General features: G+C 37.1%; 17 protein-coding genes. 14 read left to right on the plus strand and 3 right to left on the minus strand.

Annotated features, from left to right (window positions below):
* Window positions 1–3 precede the first annotated feature (3 nt).
* The 7 genes from BC6307_RS06945 (at window position 4) to BC6307_RS06955 (ending at window position 6,066) form a co-directional block, all read left to right on the plus strand.
* On the plus strand, window positions 4–1,296 hold the full coding sequence (locus BC6307_RS06945; protein ID WP_066415880.1) for a nitroreductase family protein: 1,293 nt from the start codon (window positions 4–6) through the stop codon (window positions 1,294–1,296).
* Complete coding sequence (locus BC6307_RS06950; RefSeq protein WP_066415879.1) at window positions 1,293–3,842, plus strand: lantibiotic dehydratase; 2,550 nt, start codon at window positions 1,293–1,295, stop codon at window positions 3,840–3,842. Before BC6307_RS06945 ends, BC6307_RS06950 begins: the two co-directional genes overlap by 4 nt.
* 29 nt (window positions 3,843–3,871) lie before the next feature.
* On the plus strand, window positions 3,872–4,003 hold the full coding sequence (locus BC6307_RS25500; RefSeq protein ID WP_268874272.1) for a thiopeptide-type bacteriocin: 132 nt from the start codon (window positions 3,872–3,874) through the stop codon (window positions 4,001–4,003).
* A gap of 40 nt (window positions 4,004–4,043) precedes the next feature.
* A complete protein-coding gene (locus BC6307_RS25210) occupies window positions 4,044–4,172 on the plus strand; it encodes a thiopeptide-type bacteriocin (RefSeq protein ID WP_220096663.1) in 129 nt (42 codons plus the stop codon).
* Between the two features lie 52 nt (window positions 4,173–4,224).
* Window positions 4,225–4,353, plus strand: a complete 129-nt coding sequence (locus tag BC6307_RS25215) for a thiopeptide-type bacteriocin (protein WP_220096664.1) — start codon at window positions 4,225–4,227, stop codon at window positions 4,351–4,353.
* A 52-nt stretch (window positions 4,354–4,405) separates the two neighbouring features.
* Window positions 4,406–4,534 (plus strand): thiopeptide-type bacteriocin, encoded by a 129-nt coding sequence (locus tag BC6307_RS25220; protein WP_220096665.1) that lies wholly within the window; start codon window positions 4,406–4,408, stop codon window positions 4,532–4,534.
* A 119-nt stretch (window positions 4,535–4,653) separates the two neighbouring features.
* Window positions 4,654–6,066, plus strand: coding sequence for an MATE family efflux transporter (locus BC6307_RS06955; RefSeq protein WP_066411319.1), 1,413 nt, complete (start codon window positions 4,654–4,656; stop codon window positions 6,064–6,066).
* Window positions 6,067–6,160: 94 nt separating this feature from the next.
* Here the strand turns inward: BC6307_RS06955 and BC6307_RS06960 are convergent, their stop codons facing one another.
* Entirely contained in the window at window positions 6,161–7,153 is a 993-nt protein-coding gene (locus BC6307_RS06960; RefSeq protein ID WP_066411316.1) for an EAL domain-containing protein, read from the minus strand.
* 959 nt (window positions 7,154–8,112) lie between these two features.
* Window positions 8,113–9,798: a sulfatase family protein gene (locus BC6307_RS06970; RefSeq protein ID WP_066411315.1), complete on the minus strand. Its 1,686-nt coding sequence runs from the start codon at window positions 9,796–9,798 to the stop codon at window positions 8,113–8,115.
* 405 nt (window positions 9,799–10,203) lie between these two features.
* Here BC6307_RS06970 and BC6307_RS06975 point away from each other — a divergent pair, with 405 nt between their 5' ends.
* Window positions 10,204–11,145 carry a DMT family transporter gene (locus tag BC6307_RS06975; protein WP_066411314.1) on the plus strand — a complete coding sequence of 314 codons (942 nt, stop codon included), beginning with the start codon at window positions 10,204–10,206 and terminating at the stop codon, window positions 11,143–11,145.
* Between the two features lie 129 nt (window positions 11,146–11,274).
* Here the strand turns inward: BC6307_RS06975 and BC6307_RS06980 are convergent, their stop codons facing one another.
* Window positions 11,275–12,012 (minus strand): AAC(3) family N-acetyltransferase, encoded by a 738-nt coding sequence (locus tag BC6307_RS06980; protein WP_066411312.1) that lies wholly within the window; start codon window positions 12,010–12,012, stop codon window positions 11,275–11,277.
* A 702-nt stretch (window positions 12,013–12,714) separates the two neighbouring features.
* Here BC6307_RS06980 and BC6307_RS06990 point away from each other — a divergent pair.
* From BC6307_RS06990 to BC6307_RS07015, 6 genes are all read left to right on the plus strand, one after another.
* The gene (locus tag BC6307_RS06990; protein ID WP_066411303.1) at window positions 12,715–14,079 is read left to right on the plus strand and encodes an NAD(P)-dependent oxidoreductase; all 1,365 of its coding nucleotides are present in this window, start codon (window positions 12,715–12,717) and stop codon (window positions 14,077–14,079) included.
* Between the two features lie 31 nt (window positions 14,080–14,110).
* Window positions 14,111–15,394, plus strand: coding sequence for an NAD-dependent dihydropyrimidine dehydrogenase subunit PreA (gene preA, locus BC6307_RS06995; RefSeq protein WP_066411301.1), 1,284 nt, complete (start codon window positions 14,111–14,113; stop codon window positions 15,392–15,394).
* Window positions 15,395–15,424: 30 nt separating this feature from the next.
* The gene (gene hydA, locus BC6307_RS07000) at window positions 15,425–16,819 is read left to right on the plus strand and encodes a dihydropyrimidinase (RefSeq protein ID WP_066411299.1); all 1,395 of its coding nucleotides are present in this window, start codon (window positions 15,425–15,427) and stop codon (window positions 16,817–16,819) included.
* Window positions 16,820–17,050: 231 nt separating this feature from the next.
* The gene (locus BC6307_RS07005) at window positions 17,051–18,355 is read left to right on the plus strand and encodes a solute carrier family 23 protein (RefSeq protein ID WP_066411297.1); all 1,305 of its coding nucleotides are present in this window, start codon (window positions 17,051–17,053) and stop codon (window positions 18,353–18,355) included.
* A gap of 49 nt (window positions 18,356–18,404) precedes the next feature.
* Window positions 18,405–18,617: a hypothetical protein gene (locus BC6307_RS07010; protein WP_066411295.1), complete on the plus strand. Its 213-nt coding sequence runs from the start codon at window positions 18,405–18,407 to the stop codon at window positions 18,615–18,617.
* A 276-nt stretch (window positions 18,618–18,893) separates the two neighbouring features.
* Window positions 18,894–20,144, plus strand: coding sequence for a M20 family metallo-hydrolase (locus tag BC6307_RS07015; protein ID WP_066411292.1), 1,251 nt, complete (start codon window positions 18,894–18,896; stop codon window positions 20,142–20,144).
* Window positions 20,145–20,331: the final 187 nt, after the last annotated feature.

Raw genomic sequence — 20,331 nt, forward strand, 5'->3', positions numbered from 1 at the left:
GATATGAATAAGATGTGCGAGAACCATGAAACGTTACTTCAAGAACTTGCATACAAATTACTTACAATCGATACTACAGTTAGAAAACCATTATCATTAGAAGAAAAAACGTTAACATACTTCTTGAATCATGCGAAGGAAGAGGATAAGTCGATTGATGTCTTACCACTATTAAAAGGAAAAAAACTTAGCGGAGGAGAAAGCAATCAGCTTGTTAATGTAATAATAAACGTTCTATCCATTGTTCAGCTATACAACCGTATTGATATTTCTAGTTTATATGTTAAGCATAAATCATATCCTTCACCAAGATCTTTATATCCTACGGAAATCTTTATTGTAGACAGTCAAAATGTGATTGGTCAAGATACAAATAAAGTATATCATCTGAATAGTAATACTGTAACGCTAGATCCCTTGGAAACATTGTTAACAGTACTTCATCAACATAATGACCATTATTATTTGACCTTGTACTTAAACTATGATTTTTATAAATTACAACCTTTCTACAATTTTTTGAGAGAATCACTTTGCTATTTAGAACTAGGTCACTTTTTAACTAATTTACAAATAATGAGTGACGTAATAGGAATGAAAATAGAGGTGAAGAACAGTCCCTACGGTATTCAAGTAGGCTTAATGGCCGGAGGAAATACAATCGAAAATGTGATGGAAAATAACTTACTCATATCTCAATGGAGAGAACTTTTTTATAAACGAAATAGTGGTTCTGGATTAAGTGGAATTGTTCCTCTGCAAGTGAAGTTAAGCAAAGAGGCCTTTTTACAATTGTTACAGAGTACTCAAACAATGAAAGAATGCAATTTATTTACAGAATTTTCTGTCAGAGAAGCAATGAAACATATTATGCTGCATTTTACGGTGCAACATGTAAACGGTTTGAAGAAAGGTTGTTATCAGTACGACTTATTAAATGACCGGTTAATAAGACAAGGTATAAGTAAAGAAGAGGAAGGAGCATTATACAGTTATACTGGCACCATTAATTTTACTCATATGCCTCTCATATGTACATTTTCCATCGATTTTGAGCAGCTAGAGAAGCGTTATGGAAAGCATTATTTTCGTTATTCTCAACTGGTTGTAGGAATGATATCCCAATTTTTATTACTGAAAGCAGCTAAATTAGGATTATTCGCTAGGCCTTATAAAAGCTACTTTCAATACGAGGCGGATCAGCAACTGAATACATTAAATGGTACAAGAACATCGCAATATAAAATAATGTTCGGGCTTCAAGCAGATACTATTTTTCAATCAATTACGTTTTGATAAAAAAGGAGGAGGTTATTATTCCGATTGTAAGTCAAGCAAAACTGAATCCTTACCTACTTGTTCGTACGAATAACCAACCTATTCAACATTTGAATAGTATTCTAGAATATAGTTCAGAAATAAGTGAACAGTTTCAAGTATGGATAGAATTAGACGTTTGGTTAGAGTCAAATAAAGAAAAGCTTTGTGAAGATCTCTTTACGATAATCAATCAATCAACCGATCAGACAGAAACAACATTATTGCTAGAATGCAAAAGACAAGTGTTCAATAAGCGAGAAAAAATAATAAAATTAGCGGAGAAGCTTAAAGTAGATATTCACAACAAATTACCGCTACTTATGGAATGGGTCCGAATTTTCAAACAATCTCTTTTGTTGGAGCAAAAAATGAGAATAACGTTTGATGCTTCGCTAAAGGAAAGTCGGTCTGCTTTTAGAAATTTCATGAAAAATGAGTTGTTCTTAAATGCTGTTCTTATGACAGATCAGCATCTATACGAAAATATTAGAAAATATATAGAAAATCCAGAGAAACGAAAATATGAAAAATATGAAGAAAAATACTTAACATATTATACGAGAGCAGTGTTAAAAACAAGCCCTTTCTCCACGTTCACTTCCTTTTCGTTGCAAAAAATGGAAAGGGAAGAAAGTGACGTGAAACCTATCTTTGTTAAAGTTAATAAACAGACTAGTCACCATGAGTTAGATCGTTCAATAGTATTAAGAATCATTGATAAATATTTAGAACTTACGTTTAAAGAACAAACTTATTGTTTAAATCCTAATTACGTCGTTAAAGAAGACTGCATTTTATTTTATATTTTAGTTGACAAGAAGAATCGAAAAATTTATCAGAATACTTTGAAAAAAATTCGAGTCAAACGCTCAGTTTTTTTAGAGGAATTAATACATTTATTTGAATCGAGAACTGGACCAATCCATTATGAAGAGCTTATTACGTACTTAAAAATGTATGTAGGTGATAAAGCATCAAGCATTGCCAATAATTTCATACAAAACAAAATAGTGATTGTTCAACCATCGTTCGATGAACAAACTAGCGATACTGTAGGAGAAATGATTCGCTATGTCGAGTCGTTAGCTAGATCGTTCGATAAAGAGGAGAAGTTATTAAATAGTTTACGGAAATTAAAAAAGAAATTAGAGGATTTAAACGTTTGCTCTATTCAAAATAAATTAGAGTGTATGAGGGAAGTAAAAGAATCGTTAAGTTACATATATACGTTGTTACAGATGGAGTTACCAACGTACAAAACGTATATCAATGAAGATAGTTATCAACCATTGTCACAATCTATTTCAAAAGAGATTCCAGAAAGATTTATAGAGAATGTCGAACGATACACAATTTTTTTGTTAAGCGTGCAAGATACAGAATGTGTTAATCGTGTTGTGAGCAAATGGATTAACGAAGAAGGAAGAATGACTATCCCATTCTATGATTTTTATGAAAAGTACAAAGATCAAATGAAGCAGCTAGAAAGTCATCGGTTTACTATTAATAAAACGTTATATGAAGCCTTGATGAACAAATGTTTCAACTCCACTGAATTCATAATCGATGTAACAGATATAGTAGAAACTCAATTAAAAAGAAGCGAAAACTTAAGCAAATCATTCGATGGCTCCTATTCAATATTTGGTCAACTAACCACAAGGGGAGAATTAATTGTAAATGAAATTAGGTCGGGAAATTACCGCTATTTTTCTAGGTATTTACAATACACACCTGTTTCAGTTAAAGACTTAACTCAACAATACGATCACTTTTTTGAGAATGCGTATGAGATAGGAGACACGTTTGGTTACAACATTAATATTCATCCGCCAATGGTAGAACAGTCGTTATTGTTACAAAGTGATCGAGTGGACAAAGAAAAAACATTATTTCTACGAGACTTATGTGTTAATTGGGATGAAGTGGACCAAAAGGTATACTTTACTGATAAGAAATCTGGCAAAGTCGTAAAGATATACAACAGCTATTTTATGTATGAAGGGTTATTACCTAGACATATTGAGTTTTTATTTAAAATATCAAGTCAGCCTATTCCAACACATAGATTAATTCCTGTAATGATTCAAGTGTATTTGGACGAACATCCAAATGAACATATACTTTACGTGCCTCGCTTACAGTTAGGTGATGTCGTAATGCATAGAAGAAGTTGGATAGTAAGAAGAGGGTATATTCCGGTAAAACAACGGAATGAATCGGATTTTGATTATTTTAAACGGGCGAACGTTTGGCGAAAAGAACATAACATATCTGAACACACATTCGTACGGGTAATAAATCCAAATAGAGAAATTCTTGCTAACCAAAGAAAACCGTTTTTCTTATCATTTACAAGTCCACTATTTTTAAAAACTATCGCCAAACGGTTAGCGGAACAATATACGTACGTTGTGTTTGAAGAAGTGTTGCCTTCGTTGGCAGATGGCGGTACTGAAGGGAAAGAACAAGAAGACTATGTTTCTGAAGTTGTATTCGAAATAGGCAAAAAAGAATCGTGATTCACGATTTCGGTGAAGGAGGTGAAAAAATGGAGATTGAAAAGGTTATGGATTTTGAACTAGAAATCTTTGAAGTAGAAGAAGCAACTGTGATGGAAGAAATGGGAGCATCAATCTTTATCATTGCATGCTGCTCATCCATTGAAATTAAACCGTATTAAAAAGCGTATGCTAATTAACTATTTGAAAGGAGGTGATCATATGGCTCAACTAACAAATGTCGAGGAAGTAGAATTAGAAATCTTTGAAGTAGAAGAAGCGACGGTAATGGAGGAAATGGGGGCATCCATTGGGAAACTGGGTTGTTGTTCATCAATCATTATTAGATAATTATGCATTTGATAATTAATGCAATAACAAACTATTAAAGGAGGAATGAAAAATGAATATGGAACAAAACATGGAGGAAGTAGAATTAGAAATATTTGAAGTAGAAGAAGCAACCGTAATGGAGGAAATGGGGGCATCCATTGGGAAACTGGGTTGTTGTTCATCGATCATTATTAGATAATTATGCATTTGATAATTAATGCAATTACAAACTATCAAAGGAGGAATAAAAAATGAATGTGGAACAAAGCATGGAGGAAGTAGAATTAGAAATTTTTGAAGTAGAAGAAGCAACGGTAATGGAGGAAATGGGAGCATCGATTGGAAAACTGGGTTGTTGTTCATCCATTATTATCCGTTAAGATGTTGTTCGTATTAGAACAACTGGAATCATTTGTCTAATTCACATCATAAGAAATAAACAGATGATAGAGGTTCCTAAAGGGACCTCTATTACACTATAAGGAGGTAGAAGCAGGACATGGTCGATATTACAGATGATAAAGTATGGAAAAATATGTTTAAATTTTCGTTGCCACTAATAGGAATTGGCGTTGTGGGTTTTTTATTAGTTCTAATTGACCTTTTTTGGTTAACACGTCTGCTTCCAGGTGTGGAAGTGATTAGTTCTTTTCGAGTTTCTATGGCAAGTGTAAGTTTTATAGAAAGTATTATTGTTGGAGTTGTTACAGGAGTCGGAGTACTGTTTACTCAATATTATGGTGCAAAGAAATATAAAGAAGCGCAGGATATATTCAATGGAGGAATGATAAGCTTATTAGTATTTGGAGTAGTAGCTAGTATTATCGGTATATTATTACTACCGGTTATTGTGTCATTATTTGGTATCTCAAGTGAAGCGAAAGTATTATCGAAAGATTATTTGCTTATTTTTTTCATTGGATATATCATTATCATTGTTCAAACGTATTTGTTTTATATGGCAAGGAATATGGGGAACTCCCTTTCTGTTCTTAAAGGGTTAATATTTATGGTGCTCCTGAATACAGTGTTCACGCCACTATTAATCTATTTATTTGAATTTCTAGGTTGGGGAGGTATGAAGGGAGCAGCTTCTTCAACTGTACTCTCACATCTATTAGGTGGGATTTATATGTTCTACCTATTTAGAAAAATGTTTCATACATACGATATTAAGATACAACTGCTTAGTTGGAAGAAAATGAATAAGGCATTAATGAAAAAATCAATCCCTCAAGCAATTGCCCAAACGATTAACAGCATCTCATTTAATTTATCAATGTTTTTAGTTATTATTGTTTTGTCATATTACGATGATACTATTTTCATCGCCATTACTTCTGGTCTTTATGTTATCTATATTTTTAACCAAGTAATACTAAATTTCGCCACAGGTCTAATTCCTTTTATCGGACAAAACATCGGAGCGGGAAAATGGGAAAATATACGAAAAGTAATAAAGGTAACCTTCCTTTCAGTTGGCGCGATGTCTGTCTTTTCTGCTATCGTTATTTTCTTTACAAAACCATATGCGCTATATTTCATAACGAATGATCAGCAAATCATTTTATTAGCCTCGCAATTTTTAAATTATTACTTAATTCCATGGATATTAAGTATGTTAACGATGGTTGCAATTTTTACCGTTTCTGGTTCAGGTGACTATAAAGGTTCCCTTTTATTAATCGTTTGGAATATGTACATTTCCGCCTTAATTCCGTTAATAGTTATTCCGAGACTACTATCTAATACAGAAGTAGGTGTATGGATAGCTTACTCCACCTCTGCTATATTAGCATTTATATTTTCATACAGCTATCTATGGATTGGTAAATGGAAAAAGGTCGATCTTATTAACTACAACAGTGAACAACATGAAAAGCTAGGAGAAAAAGCATATGATGCAGGGTAAAACATGGGATGTACCTGTTCCTTCGATAACAGAGAAGTAATGAAGAAAAGCATGAATATGAACGAAGGGACCATATTTCTGTCCCTTCGCCTGCTTAAACATATTTTAAAGGTTTTGGACTCGGTTTTCCAAAATAATAGCCTTGAAACAATTGATAACCGATATCTTTCAACCATTCAAAGTCTTCTTTATTTTCAATTCCTTCAGCTAATGGAATAGAACCTATTTCAAGAGCCTTCTTTAAAAACTTTTCTGCTACCCTTTGCTTTTCCACTGTTTCGGCTACACCTTGTACATATTTTAGGTCCAGTTTCATATAATGTGGCTTTAAATCAGCTAATAGATTAATCGTACTATATCCTTCTCCAACGTCATCTAAAGCGTATTGAAACCCTTTTTCTTTATAGAAAGTTAAAATGGACTTTAAATGATCAATATCATCTACTTTTTCCGTTTCTACTACTTCAAATACAAATTTGGAAGGGTTCAATCCTAAACTGTTCGCTAGATTTACTGTTGATTTCAAACAATATTCTGGAGAATAAATAGAAGTAGGTATAAAGTTAATAAACACCTTTTCATCAACTGCTCTAGAAGCTTTTATCGCATTCAACCTACATACCCGGTCCAAAGCATAAAGTCTTCCTCTTTCTTTTGCTGCACGAAATATATTACTTGGGGAAACAATTTTACCTTCTTCATCGCGGAACCTTGCTAACATTTCATATGCAAATATCTCTTTTTTTGCTGTAATAATTGGTTGAAAGAAAAAGGTAATGAGCTCGTTTTTGATGACATCATCAATCCACTGTTGCTCAAAAATAGCTTCGGCTTCATGGAAACTTTTCCAATTTTGTTCTGATTCTATCCGAAAATAAATATCTCTTTGGTCCATCATATCTTTACTAAAATCGAAAAGCTCCTTTAAAACAGTTTCTTTTATTTTCCATGTATTATTATTCTGGTCGATAGAAGAATGATGATTTTCTAAATAGCTAGTAATTCTCTCCAATATTTTTGAGTTATATTGTCCTTCCATTTTCACCTCAAAATAGATTTCTCCTATCACACAACTTTGACAACCCACACTGTTTCCTCCTACTCTTCTACAACCACACGATTCTTCCCGGTAAACTACCCTTTTAAAAAGGGGCTCAATTTTGAAAAAGAATGCTAGTATTTTAATAGCCCGGTGTTAACTGTTCAAACAATTAAAATAAGACCTAATCATACTGTATTTTCATATATATTTTAAAGCTTTTATTAGTAAATAGTATAGCAAATTCTTCCTCACCATAGCGGGCTAATAATCGCAACATTAATTCGTTTTCATCTGTTATGTTATTAGTATGTAGATTTGCCATATTGGAAAGTTTTTCGCTTAAACTAATGAGAAGTTTGAGAAGGAAGGAATTTAGTGCAAGAGTACAGAATTAAACCTATACTTTGTTACTTTAATGAGAATTAATCTAGGGGGTATTAAATGATGAATAAAAATAAAATAAAAAAATAAACTGGGGTATTTTCATACTCTTATTATTTGTAGGAGTTGTCACAGCAATTCTCACACTCTATGATTTAAATACTAGACCACACACTACTTTTGGTGAGGAGGCACAGTCTCGTATCGAATTGCGCTGGGGCTTACTACATACGATCATTTCAATTGCAATACTAGTCATTTCGACTTCTTTAGCAATAGGGTGGAAACGTCTATTTCCTTTCAACGTACCTGTTGCTATAATAGTGGCTGGTTTTTGTTATGGATTATTTTTTCTTACATTCACAGTTGGATGGGTTGGTATTTAAGGAATAATTGGTTTTTTTATTACTTTCTTAATTGGGATGGTGTTAATAATATCTTATTCGGTTTCCTATCTTATTAAGCGTAGCAAGACCATTAGAGGTTAAGGGTGGAAGGGGGAAAGGAGCCGTCAAGGCTGAGATTCTAATGGACAACGAGGAGACAGGGTTATTATTGTTCACACATTTGCTTACAGAAATGTTAAAAAATGAGTGAATGACTTTCCTGTCCCTCCGTTCACTCTAAACCTTTACTCTAGGATATAACCGTTTCTCCTTAGATTGCTCCTCTAATAATTTCTCCAAAACTTGCTGAATAGTTCTACTTTCTTCTGTTGCAAAGGCTTTATTTGCTAAGTTTCTTTCTTCTAATGGATCTTTCGTTAAGTTATACAGTTCGTATTCGTCTGGGACGGAACTATCCTTTCCATCCGAAAACTGAGGGTTGTCAAAGTAACGAGCATATTTCCAAATTTCTTTTTGGTTGTTTTCTCCTGTTTCTAACTTCGTAATTACTGCTTCAATATGATTCGGCTGAACGACTGATTCGTATGGCTGCCCAGTTACGGTTGTTTGATTTAGTCCTTTTGTAAAATCATCGTCTGTCATGAAATATAACGGCTCCTCAACTCTTGGACATTCTCTATTGCCTTTCACTAGCGATGATAAATCTCTACCAACGAAAGGACGTACTTCCGTATGTGATTTTGTAAGCTTTTTTTGTAGCACATCGACATCTAATCCAGCTAAACCTATTAAAGTAGGTAGTACGTCTACGTGACTAGTTAGTGCATCGGTAGTAGTTCTTTTCGAAAACAGTTTTGGGCTATGGATAATGAGTGGTACATGAATCGATTCTTCATACATGTTATACCATTTTTGATACAGACCACCGTGAGCTCCTAATAGTTCCCCATGGTCTGACGTAAATACCACAATTGTATCTTCATAAAAACAAGACTTTTGAAGTGCTTTAAAAACTTTTAGCATTTCTTGGTCTACCTTCTTTTGAAGACTATAGTACAACTGTCGATAAAATTGGTTGTTCACGATTGGTTGTAATGCTTTTGGGTAGGTGTCCCGGTAACTTGCATGCGCTGTTGGCTTCGTGTCTAACGTTTCGCGAGTAGTTGGTGCCGGTGGAATGGATGGAAGAGTTGGATCAACTTGAAAATGAAACGTACGCTGGCGAGCAGTTACCACTCCATACAGGGCAATATCATGCGGATTTACTAACGAGCACATAATAAACCACGGTGTTTGGTCTTTTCCTTTAGAAGCTTTCTTCTCTAGAGATTGAATCAATTTCACCGTATCTGCAGCATATACTTCATCTCGTCCCGATAATCCGAAGCGTGCAGACGAAGCAGAATTACGTGGGATTGGTCCATGAGGTTCTGGTCCAATCCAACCGGAAAAACCGTAGGAATCTAGACGATTAGCTTTCTCGTAAAGAGATACCGCATCTTTCGTCGGTGAACCTGTTTTAGCACTATAACTAGCATAAGCATTGTGTGTACCTGGAATTAAAATATCCTCATCTGAAGCATGCCACTTCCCTTTCCAGAACGTTTCATACCCCGCAGCCCGAAAATAATGTCCCATCGTAGGCACGGAGTTCGGATCAAGCCAAAAAACATCCGGATCAAAAGAACCTTTAGCCGCCCCAGTCGTTTGTGTTACTCCGTGCAAGGAAGGATATTGCCCAGTATATAATGTAGTTCTACTCGGAGAGCAAGCTGTGCTTCCAGCGTAATGATTAACAAACTCCATTCCATTCTTCTTTAACAGCTCTTGTGTTACTAGATTTTCTTTACACCATCTCTTTAATCGTGCCGTCTCGTAAATTGACGGAAATCGTTGTTCATCGACCATTAATATAAGAATATTAGGTCGCTTACTATTTGTATTATCTCTTACTACACTCATTCCCTACACCCCTTCATAAAACGGTTCCTTCATTATATGTACCTATTTATAAAGAGTACGTAAATCGCTTCGAATCTTCACGGGGCAAGAGGTGGAAGGGGGGACAAGGAATCTACACAGATATTGGAAATTAAATAAAAGTTATAGTTAAAGAAAATCGATCTATCTCTTAGAGTATGTGGCTACATTAAGATAAAACATTTGCTAGTCTACTTTGGGGTACGAGGATTTCCGTTCCATCTGGTAAGACCGTATACATACAGGCGCACAAGCTGTATCAGAAGCTTGGCTACAGGGAAATTGGCAAAATAGACAAACGTGCAAATTAATAGACGTTATAACTCTAAAAAAATATTCATTTGTAAACGTATTGTGGTATGCTTTACTCGATGAAGGAGGGGAATCATGATTACAGCTTTTTTAGGCATCGGAATAGGATTCGGTTTAGCTGCACAAACAGCCGTAAATTCACAGTTGAGAAAATTTGTTGTTTCCCCCTATTTTGCTTCCATGGTTTCCTTTTTAGTAGGAACGATCTTTTTGGCTATTAGTACATTAATAAGTGGTTCCTCTTTAGGTGTACCTCTATCCTTGTTTACAAGTGAACCGATTTGGATTTGGATTGGTGGTTTTTGTGGTGTCGTTTTTTTAACAACAAATATACAGCTCTTTCCTAAAATAGGAAGTGTTCAAACGACTGTTATGCCGATATTAGGGATTATTGTGATGGGAATGTTTATCGATCATTTCGGCCTGTTTAATTCAATCGTACAGCCTTTCGGTATGAACCGAGTATTCGGTGTGGTTTTTGTATTATTAGGTATTTTCTTAGCTGTTGTATTACCAGAAATCAAAGCTAATCGTCAAGGATCAGATTCTACAGAGGAAAAACAGGTGAACCAATGGAAATGGCGTTTTATTGGAATTGGTGCAGGAATGTTAGTTTCTATACAAGCAGCTGTCAACGGACAGTTAGGTGTAGCTCTTCATTCTTCCTTTCATGCTGCCTTTGTCTCATTTTTAGTTGGTTTTATCACTTTATTATTGATAGTTGGACTAAAGGAGCGAAGTTTTACCAAAATCAAGGAGCCTATTAAGCAATCAGCACCGTGGTGGGTATGGATTGGTGGAGTCATAGGTGGACTATATGTTTTAATTAATGTTTATCTTGTAGGTCAAATAGGTACCGGACAAACAGTAGTTCTAGTGTTGTTCGGTCAAATTGCAGGTAGCCTTTTAGTGGCTCAATTTGGATTATTCAAATCTATAAAAAATCAAATTGAATTAATTCAAGTAGTAGGACTCATTATTATGGTCATTGGTGTTTTTCTAATAAAAATGCTCTAAAAGGAAATTGCATAAAAATAAAGCCCTGTTAGTAGATTGAAATATCGCTAACAGGGCTTATTGGTGACAAGTGTGATGATTGCTATTATCTCTGTTAATTTTTTGCATTGCGCACCAATTTAGTAGAATCTATGAAAATAATGTTGTATTCTCTTCTAGTAAAGGATATAACAAGTCTGTCATTTTTACTGTATCGCAAACCCTAACGGTGGCATCACCAAATTTACCTTTGTACATCGCATTATTATTTAGAAAAACATCTTCTACGCGACCGTATTTTTCAGAAGTGTGACCAATATGTCTTCGTTGTGGTACGACGATTTCCGTTCCATCTGGTAAGACCGTATAAAGCGTTTCGTGTTCTTCCGTCAGTCGACCTGGAATATCAAGCCACTCTTCCACTCCATGAATATACGTACATCTCCGTAAATCGACCCCTAACAACAAAATTGTTGCCTTGTGATCGAGTAATTTCCCCCAAACAGATTCCCTTGCGCATGGCGTATCAAATCTTTCATTTCCTGCAACAAATTCATGAGCTCCTTTTCCTAATGCAGCGACAGAATGCGTGGGATGCCAGGAGCGTACCACACCAGGCCGTTTCCGAAAGAGTTCAGTTAGTACACCAACACATGATGGGGACTCATCGACATAAAACCGTGGATTTTCCGCTTTAATATAGGACCATGTATGAGTAGGTAGAACCAAAAGGCCATTTTTCATATATTCCGATAAAGCATCAAGGACGGTATCTGCGCCACCTTGTACTTGTCCAATACTTTTCATCGACGAATGAACAAGTAATGTTCCATTTTCATCGATACCTAATTGTTTAAGAGACTCGATTAAGTCTTGTTTTGTATACATCTCCATCTACCTTTCTATTATTTCTCTATAGCACTAGAATACCATATTAGTAGTGGGAGTCTAATTATCCTAGGGGGTGGACAAGGGGAGCCGTTAGGGGTAGCTGTCAATGTCGAGAATCTAATGGAGAACGAGGGGACAGGATTTGTTCACACATTCGCTTACAGAAATGTTAAAAAATTTGTGAACGACTTTCCTGTCCCATGTTCACTTCTGGTATCCAGCATTGGAAAAGGGCAGTTGAAATAGGAAGGAACAATCAGTCATGAATTAAACTGTGTATTTTCCATCAACACCACCTACTTTTGTGAATGGGATGGTCAATGCCAAAAAAACAAGTAAAAGCAAAATAGACTTAAAGTTCCTAATATTTTGAAAACTAGTCTCTGTTTTGTCATAAAAGTTAGTAGATGGAACTAATATTAGAATGTAAACGCTTTCTGTATGAACGTTCTTTTATTTGCATTTTAACCATTATCCAGCAGAAGTACCTGCCTGAATAATGGTTAAAACTCTATCGGATGCACGATTTATTTTAGGTAAGTCTTGAGCCAAAAATCAAAGAGTAAGTAAGCAACATCTCAGTGGCGCGTCTTTGTGACCTATACATCATGTGGGTTCAAAAATTGGGCGAATACGCCAATTTGAACTCGAATTGTCTATTGTATGGTGTAAATTTCATTATATAAAGGAGGTAAATCTATGAGTCTATCAAACACAAGAATTTCATATCAAGATTTAAAAAGGAACTTCCATGAAGTAAAACCTGGATTAACGAACCGTGAAGCGATGGAGGAATCGAATCGCTGCCTTTACTGCTATGACGCCCCTTGTATAACTGCATGCCCTACTGGAATTGATATCCCTACCTTCATTAAAAAAATTGCTTCTGGAAATCTAAAAGGATCCGCCAAAACGATTATGACATCCAATCCGATAGGAGCTAGCTGTGCTCGTGTTTGTCCGACAGATGAGCTTTGTGAAGGGGCTTGCGTGTTAAATCATTCTACAAAACCGATTATGATAGGTGATTTACAACGATATGCAACAGACTGGGCGATACGAAATGAACAGGTGCTTTTTAAACCAGGTAACAAAAATGGAAAAACAGTGGCGATTATTGGCGGCGGTCCTGCAGGTCTTTCAGCGGCAAGAGAACTCGGTTTACTTGGCTATGATGTGACGATTTTTGAAGCGGAAGAAAAAGCTGGTGGCTTGAACACATATGGAATTGTCTCCTTTAGACTTCCACAGGAAATTTCTTTTTGGGAAGTAAAGCAAGTAGAAAGCGTAGATGTGAAAATACGGACAAATACGAGAGTGGGGAAGGATGTTACAGTAGATGAAATTTTAGAAAACTTCGATGCCATCATTCTAGCAATTGGAATGTCAAAGGTTCCTCCTCTTCGTATTGATGGGGAAGTATTGGATGGCGTTTACGATGCTATCGAATTTGTAAAAGAAACAAAAACAAAACCAATTACTGATCGTTTCTTAGGAAAACGGGTTGTTGTGATTGGCGCAGGGAATACGGCCATTGATGGAGCGACATGTTCGATACGTTTAGGAGCGGAAAATGTAAAAATCCTTTATCGAAGAACATTAGAAGAAATGACTGCCTATGATTTTGAATATGAATTTGCGAAACAAGATGGTGTTGAATTTAGATGGTTAACAGCTCCTAAGAGAATCATAGGTGACGATCAAGGGCGTGTAAAAGCGATTGAATGCATCAAAATGGAGCTTGGAGAACCGGGTGAGGATGGGAGAAGGCGACCTGTACCAATGAAGGGATCCGAGTTTATTTTGGAGGTAGACGCTGTTATAAAAGCAATTGGTCAAACAAGATATACAGATCTTATCGAGCAATTCGGTCTTGAGCATGACGGTGGAGTGGTGAAAATCAATCAAGAAACACTCCAAACATCGAATAAAAAGGTGTTTGCATGTGGCGACGTTATTTTCGGAAAAGGCCAAGGAGAAGCAATGGTCGTTTCAGCCGCACAACAAGGGAAGGATGCGGCATATTCATTACACAAAGCAATGGTTAGTGCAGTTTCTAAATAAAAAACTTTAATGGCAAAAAGGAGGCGTTTCTATGGCGGATTTACGTATCAATTTAGCAGGAATTGAGTCCCCAAATCCATTTTGGTTGGCTTCTGCACCTCCAACAAATTCAGGATACCAGGTTCAACGTGCATTTGAAGCTGGGTGGGGTGGAGCTGTATGGAAGACATTAGGTGATCCCATTTTAAATGTAACTTCTCGGTTTGGAGCAGTGAGTTTCAATGGACAACGAGTAGCGGGCTTCAACAATATTGAATTAATCTCGGATCGTCCACTAGAAGTTAACTTAAAAGAAATTAAAGAAACAAAAAAGCTATTTCCAAACCATACGATCATTGCCTCACTGATGGTGGAACCAAAACAAGAGAAATGGCATGAAATTGTAAAAAGAGTAGAAGAAGTAGGTGTAGATGGATTAGAACTCAATTTTGGTTGTCCGCATGGCATGGCCGAACGAGGGATGGGTTCCGCATCTGGCCAGGTGCCTTCTCTTGTAGAACAACAAACATACTGGGTAAAAGAGGTTGCTCAAACACCTGTCATTGTTAAACTTACTCCTAATATTACAGATATAACGGCTACTGCAGAGGCTGCTACTAGAGGAGGAGCCGATGCCATCAGTATGATTAACACGATTAATAGTTTAGCGGGTGTCGATCTTGATACGTGGAATACGATCCCGCATGTTGGAGGGAAAGGTGCACATGGGGGATATTGCGGCCCTGCTGTAAAACCGATCGCCCTTAATATGGTAGCTGAATGTGCAAGAAGTCCTCATATTAACATTCCAATTTCAGGAATTGGTGGCATTTCAACTTGGCAGGATGCGGTGGAATATATGCTAATGGGAGCTTCAGGTGTTCAGGTGTGTACGGCAGCTATGCATCATGGCTTTCGAATTGTAGAGGACATGATTGAAGGGCTAGACAATTACTTAGATGAAAAGGGGCTTGCTTCGGTTATGGATATCGTAGGAAAAACCGTTCCGAAGTATTCTGACTGGGGTGACCTAGATCTTAACTATAAAATCGTGGCGCGAATCAATAATGATGTGTGTATAAATTGCAATAAATGCCATATTGCATGCGAGGATACCTCCCATCAGTGTATTGATATGCTAAAGGACGGAAATGGCTACAACATCATAAAGGTTAGAGAAGAAGACTGTGTCGGATGTAACTTATGTTCCATTGTTTGTCCCGTTGAAGGTGCAATTGATATGGTGGAAGTCCCGAGTGGGTTACCTCCAATGACTTGGAATGAACGTCAAGCAGCTCTTGGTGCAGTTAGTTGTAAAACAGACTCAATAAAATAAAGGTTAATAGTTTAAGAAGGAGGATAATGGATGAAAAAGGTTATTAAAAACGGAACCGTTGTAACAGCAACGGATACGTACGAAGCAGATATTCTCGTGGAAAACGGAGTCATTAGCCAAATTGGGCACAATCTTTCGACGGAAGGCGTAGAAACCGTTGATGCAAATGGATGTTATGTATTTCCAGGAGGGATTGATCCTCATACTCATCTAGAAATGCCGTTTGGAGGTACAGTCACGAAGGATGATTTTGAAACGGGAACAATGGCGGCTGCGTTTGGAGGAACAACGACGATTATAGATTTTTGTTTATCCAATAAAGGGGAGCCGCTAAAAGATGCCATACAGACATGGCATCAAAAGTCAAAAGGAAAAGCAGTCATTGATTACGGTTTCCATCTATCGATCGGTGAGGTAACGGATGCTGTATTAAATGAGCTTCCATCCGTGATCGAAAAGGAAGGAATTACATCCTTTAAAGTATTTATGGCCTATAAAAATGTCCTTCAAGCAGATGATGAAACGTTATATAAAACACTCGTTGCGGCGAAAGATTTAGGTGCGCTCGTCATGGTTCATGCAGAGAATGGAGATGTCATCGACTTTCTTGTAAAAAAGGCATTAAGTGAAGGAAAGACCGAACCGATCTACCATGCATTAACTCGACCACAGGAAATCGAAGGGGAGGCTACCGAAAGAGCAGCAACCTTTGCAGGACTTGCGAATTCGCAACTTTATGTAGTCCATGTTTCATGTGCCGATGCCGTACAGGCGATTACAAAAGCTAGAGAAAAGGGCTATGAAGTGTGGGGAGAAACATGCCCACAATATTTAGTTCTGGATCAATCCTATCTAGAAAAGCCAGATTTCGAAGGAGCGAAATACGTTTGGTCACCTCCGCTTCGTGAAAAATGGAACCAAGATGTGTTGTGGAATGCATTACGTACAGGACAGCTTCACACTTTTGGATCGGATCAATGTTCCTTTGATTTTAAAGGACAAAAAGAATTAGGTTTAGGTGACTTCTCGAAAATTCCAAATGGGGGTCCAATGATTGAAGAACGCCTCACCGTTTTATTTTCAGAAGGTGTGAAAAAAGGCAGAATTACGCTAAATCAATTTGTTAATCTAACCTCAACTAGAGTGGCAAAGCTATTTGGATTGTATCCAAAGAAAGGAACAATAGCGGTTGGAGTAGATGCCGATCTTGTCATTTTTGACCCTAACATCGAACGAACAATTTCTGCAGAAACCCACCATATGGCAGTTGATTACAGTGCATTTGAAGGAATGACATTTATAGGGGAACCAGTGTCCGTCCTTTCAAGAGGAGAATTTGTTATCCGTAATAAAGAGTTTGTCGGAAAACAAGGGGCAGGTCAATTTATCAAACGAGCAAAATACGGGGAAACGTATAAAATGTAAAAATACATCGGCAACCTTGTAGTTTATGATCGACGAAGGAGGGAGTAAAGTCTCCTTTCTTCATTAAATAGAGAAGTAAAGCGGCTTTGTAATTCGGAATATTTAAAATAATATTCAGAGAGGGTGTTGTAATTTACACGATTGATTTAAAGATTCCGTTTTTATGGAAAGGGGAGTTTCAACGGGAAGGTAGTGAGACCAAATTTGAAAAAAGTAAAGGGGGATTTGGTAATGAGCAGTGAAGATACGAAGGTTGTACTGGGGATAAACGAGAATCCACCACCAGGTAAGTTTTTCATTTTAAGCATTCAGCATTTGTTTGCCATGTTCGGTGCAACGATCTTAGTTCCGTATCTTGTTGGTTTAAGTCCAGGTGTAGCCCTAATTTCAAGCGGAGTTGGTACCCTTACATTTTTACTTATTACGAAAGGTCAAGTTCCAGCATATGTAGGTTCCTCATTTGCATTTATTGCACCGATTATTGCTGCAACAGCGGCAGATGGTCCTGGTGCAGCGATGATAGGAAGCTTTTTAGCAGGTGTTGTTTATGGGATCGTAGCTTTAGTCATTAAAGCAACTGGCCATAGATGGTTGGTTAAATTACTTCCACCTGTTGTTGTAGGACCAGTTATCATTGTGATTGGACTTAGCCTTGCACCAACAGCGGTTGGTATGGCGATGAATAATTCAGGTGGCGAATATAGCCTCCTTCATTTTACCGTTGCATTGGTGACTTTGGCGATTGTCATTTTAAGTTCAATCTTCCTCAGAGGGTTTTTGAATTTAATTCCAGTATTAATTGGTATTGTTGGAGGATATATCTTTGCTGCTCTTGTTGGCTTAGTTGACCTATCGGGTGTCAAGGCTGCCAAGATTTTCGAAGTACCCGATTTTCTTTTTCCATTTGTTCATTATTCCCCCACAGTAACCCTAAGTATTATTGCACTAATGGTACCTGTTTCAATTGTTACATTATCTGAACATATTGGACATCAAATGGTATTAAGTAAAGTCGTTCATAAAGATTTAATTCAAAGGCCAGGTTTGCACCGTTCGATTATGGGAGACGGATTTGCCACCATGCTAGCCGCATTAATGGGAGGTCCTCCGAATACGACGTATGGTGAAAATATTGGTGTCTTAGCCATTACGAGAGTATTTAGTGTCTTTGTAATCGGTGGGGCAGCTGTGTTTGCTATTCTCTTTGGGTTTATCGGTAAAATTACGGCACTTATTACCTCGATACCAACAGCTGTGATGGGAGGTATATCCCTATTACTATTTGGAATCATTGCTGCTTCTGGATTACGGATGCTCGTTGATAGTAAAGTAGATTTGGGCGATAAACGCAACCTCATCATTTCATCGGTCATTTTAGTGGTTGGAATTGGTGGAGCAATCATGAAATTTACAGCAAACTTTGAAATTCACGGGATGGCCCTGGCAGCAATTTTAGGCGTTTTATTAAATTGGGCTCTACCTGGAGGAAGCGTCGAGGAAGAAATAAATATGTATGAGGCTGAGGTAGAATCGTAATACATCTACACAGTACAATCAATGTATGAAGGCAAAGGAGTGTCAATACATGTCCGAATATCAACTCTTTTTACAGGAAAGGGATAAAATGGATGTTTTGCTTCAAAAAGGCTATAAAATTACAAATGTACTTGAAAACCTGAGTGGAGCATTTGTAGATTTTTGTAAAGAAGAGGAGAAAGAAACCTTACACATTGTGACACCAGAAGGGCGTAAATATTTTGCTGTGATGCTTATTAAGCAACAAAAAGAAGGCGCTTAAGCTTTCAATATGTGTCAATGGCAGCCGATATCTATAAATCATAGGGTACCGGCTTTCTTATGTTTTCATTTTCATTGGAAAAATGTAAAAATAACTCTTTTATTTACTTCGTATAGCAGATAGGAAAGCTACACGAGCAACGATTAAACTTGAGGAAAAACTCAATGAAATGATTGGAGACGAGTATGTGATTTTCTTGGCAGGAAAGGTAGTTTATGAGGAAGTTGCAAAAGCACATAACCTACCTTTTGTGACCAATGAATAGGGGATGATTCAATGGGTGTCAAAATGCTTACGATCAATAAGGAACGGCTACAAGAGAGAATTATTGCCTTATCAAAAATAGGGAAAATTGGAGAAACGGGAGTGTGTCGCCTTGCCCTCTCTAAGGAGGACCGCCAAGCGGTAGAAACCGTAAAAGGTTGGATGGAGGAAGCAGGACTAAAAGCTAGAATTGATCATTTTGGAAACTTAATCGGCAGAATGGAAGGGAAAAATCCAAACAAACCGATTTTAATGTTAGGGTCTCATATCGATTCCCAGCCATATGGTGGAAGATTTGACGGAACAATTGGAGTATTAGGTGCCCTTGAGGTTGTTCAAACGATGAAAGAAAACGAGATTGTTCCTAACAGCCCGATTGAGGTCATTGCTTTTTCTGATGAAGAAGGTTGCCGCTTTAATAAAGGGTTATTTGGTGTTAGAGGAATTCTCGGAAAGCTAGAAGACGGGGAGTTAGAACGGAAGGACAAAGATGGTATTACAAGACGAGAGGCACTCATTGATTTTGGCTGTGATCCAGCAAAATTTAAAGAGTCAGAATATCCGAGAGGAAGCATTGGATCGTTCCTTGAGTTGCATATTGAACAAGGGCCAGTTTTAGATACTATGAATAAACCTGTTGGAATTGTATCAGGGATTTCCGGTCCACTCTGGCTAACGGTTGAATTGGAAGGCTTTGCAGGACACGCAGGTTCCGTTCCAATGCAAATGAGAAAAGATGCACTTGTTGGCGCCGCAAAGATTATCATTGCTTTAAATGAGATCGCAAGTCAAGAACCAGGAGCTCCAACGGTTGGTACAGTTGGTAGTTTACAAGTTTTCCCGGATTCGCGCAATATCATTCCTGAAAAGGTAAGTTTTACGGTGGACTTAAGGGATATTGACCTCAACAGACGTCATAAGCTAGAAGCACAGTTGCATCAAAAGATTAAAGAGATCACAGAGGAACATCAGCTTCATTGTAACATTAGGGAAGATACGAATAGTGAACCACGATATTGTTCGGAAAGAATAAAAGAAATTATGCATAATGAGATTCAACAGATTGGCTTGGAACCAATCGAACTAATGAGTGGCCCATTTCATGATTCACTAGCCATGTCTTATGAGTGTGAATACGGGATGATTTTTGTCCGCTGTAAGGATGGAATAAGCCATAACCCAAAGGAATTTTCAACCTTTGAAGATATCTCATTAGGTACTGAACTTTTATATCGTACAACTGTACAAATTGCACAGGAATAAGAAAATTAAAACGAATGTAGAATGATACTCTACATTCGTTTTGGTTGAAAATACAATTTAAACCTTGTAAAAATAAATTTATCATTGCTACATTTGTGGAACGAGGGGACAGGAATATCGTGCACGCATTTGTTAACAGCAATGTAAAAAAATGTGTGGATAACTTTCCTGTCTCCATGTTCACTTT

Origin of the sequence: Sutcliffiella cohnii, assembly GCF_002250055.1 — a bacterium.
Classification (GTDB): Bacteria; Bacillota; Bacilli; order Bacillales; family Bacillaceae_I; genus Sutcliffiella; species Sutcliffiella cohnii.

Bases quoted from the DNA above. Each gene is read 5' to 3' on its own strand.
- BC6307_RS25210 (WP_220096663.1), top strand. From the start codon at position 4,044: ATGGCTCAACTAACAAATGTCGAGGAAGTAGAATTAGAAATCTTTGAA.
- BC6307_RS07015 (WP_066411292.1), top strand. From the start codon at position 18,894: ATGGGTGTCAAAATGCTTACGATCAATAAGGAACGGCTACAAGAGAGA.
- BC6307_RS25215 (WP_220096664.1), top strand. From the start codon at position 4,225: ATGAATATGGAACAAAACATGGAGGAAGTAGAATTAGAAATATTTGAA.
- BC6307_RS06980 (WP_066411312.1), bottom strand. From the start codon at position 12,012: ATGTATACAAAACAAGACTTAATCGAGTCTCTTAAACAATTAGGTATC.
- BC6307_RS06945 (WP_066415880.1), top strand. From the start codon at position 4: ATGAATAAGATGTGCGAGAACCATGAAACGTTACTTCAAGAACTTGCA.
- BC6307_RS07010 (WP_066411295.1), top strand. From the start codon at position 18,405: ATGTCCGAATATCAACTCTTTTTACAGGAAAGGGATAAAATGGATGTT.
- BC6307_RS06955 (WP_066411319.1), top strand. From the start codon at position 4,654: ATGGTCGATATTACAGATGATAAAGTATGGAAAAATATGTTTAAATTT.
- BC6307_RS25220 (WP_220096665.1), top strand. From the start codon at position 4,406: ATGAATGTGGAACAAAGCATGGAGGAAGTAGAATTAGAAATTTTTGAA.
- BC6307_RS25500 (WP_268874272.1), top strand. From the start codon at position 3,872: ATGGAGATTGAAAAGGTTATGGATTTTGAACTAGAAATCTTTGAAGTA.
- hydA (WP_066411299.1), top strand. From the start codon at position 15,425: ATGAAAAAGGTTATTAAAAACGGAACCGTTGTAACAGCAACGGATACG.
- preA (WP_066411301.1), top strand. From the start codon at position 14,111: ATGGCGGATTTACGTATCAATTTAGCAGGAATTGAGTCCCCAAATCCA.
- BC6307_RS06975 (WP_066411314.1), top strand. From the start codon at position 10,204: ATGATTACAGCTTTTTTAGGCATCGGAATAGGATTCGGTTTAGCTGCA.
- BC6307_RS06970 (WP_066411315.1), bottom strand. From the start codon at position 9,798: ATGAGTGTAGTAAGAGATAATACAAATAGTAAGCGACCTAATATTCTT.
- BC6307_RS07005 (WP_066411297.1), top strand. From the start codon at position 17,051: ATGAGCAGTGAAGATACGAAGGTTGTACTGGGGATAAACGAGAATCCA.
- BC6307_RS06990 (WP_066411303.1), top strand. From the start codon at position 12,715: ATGAGTCTATCAAACACAAGAATTTCATATCAAGATTTAAAAAGGAAC.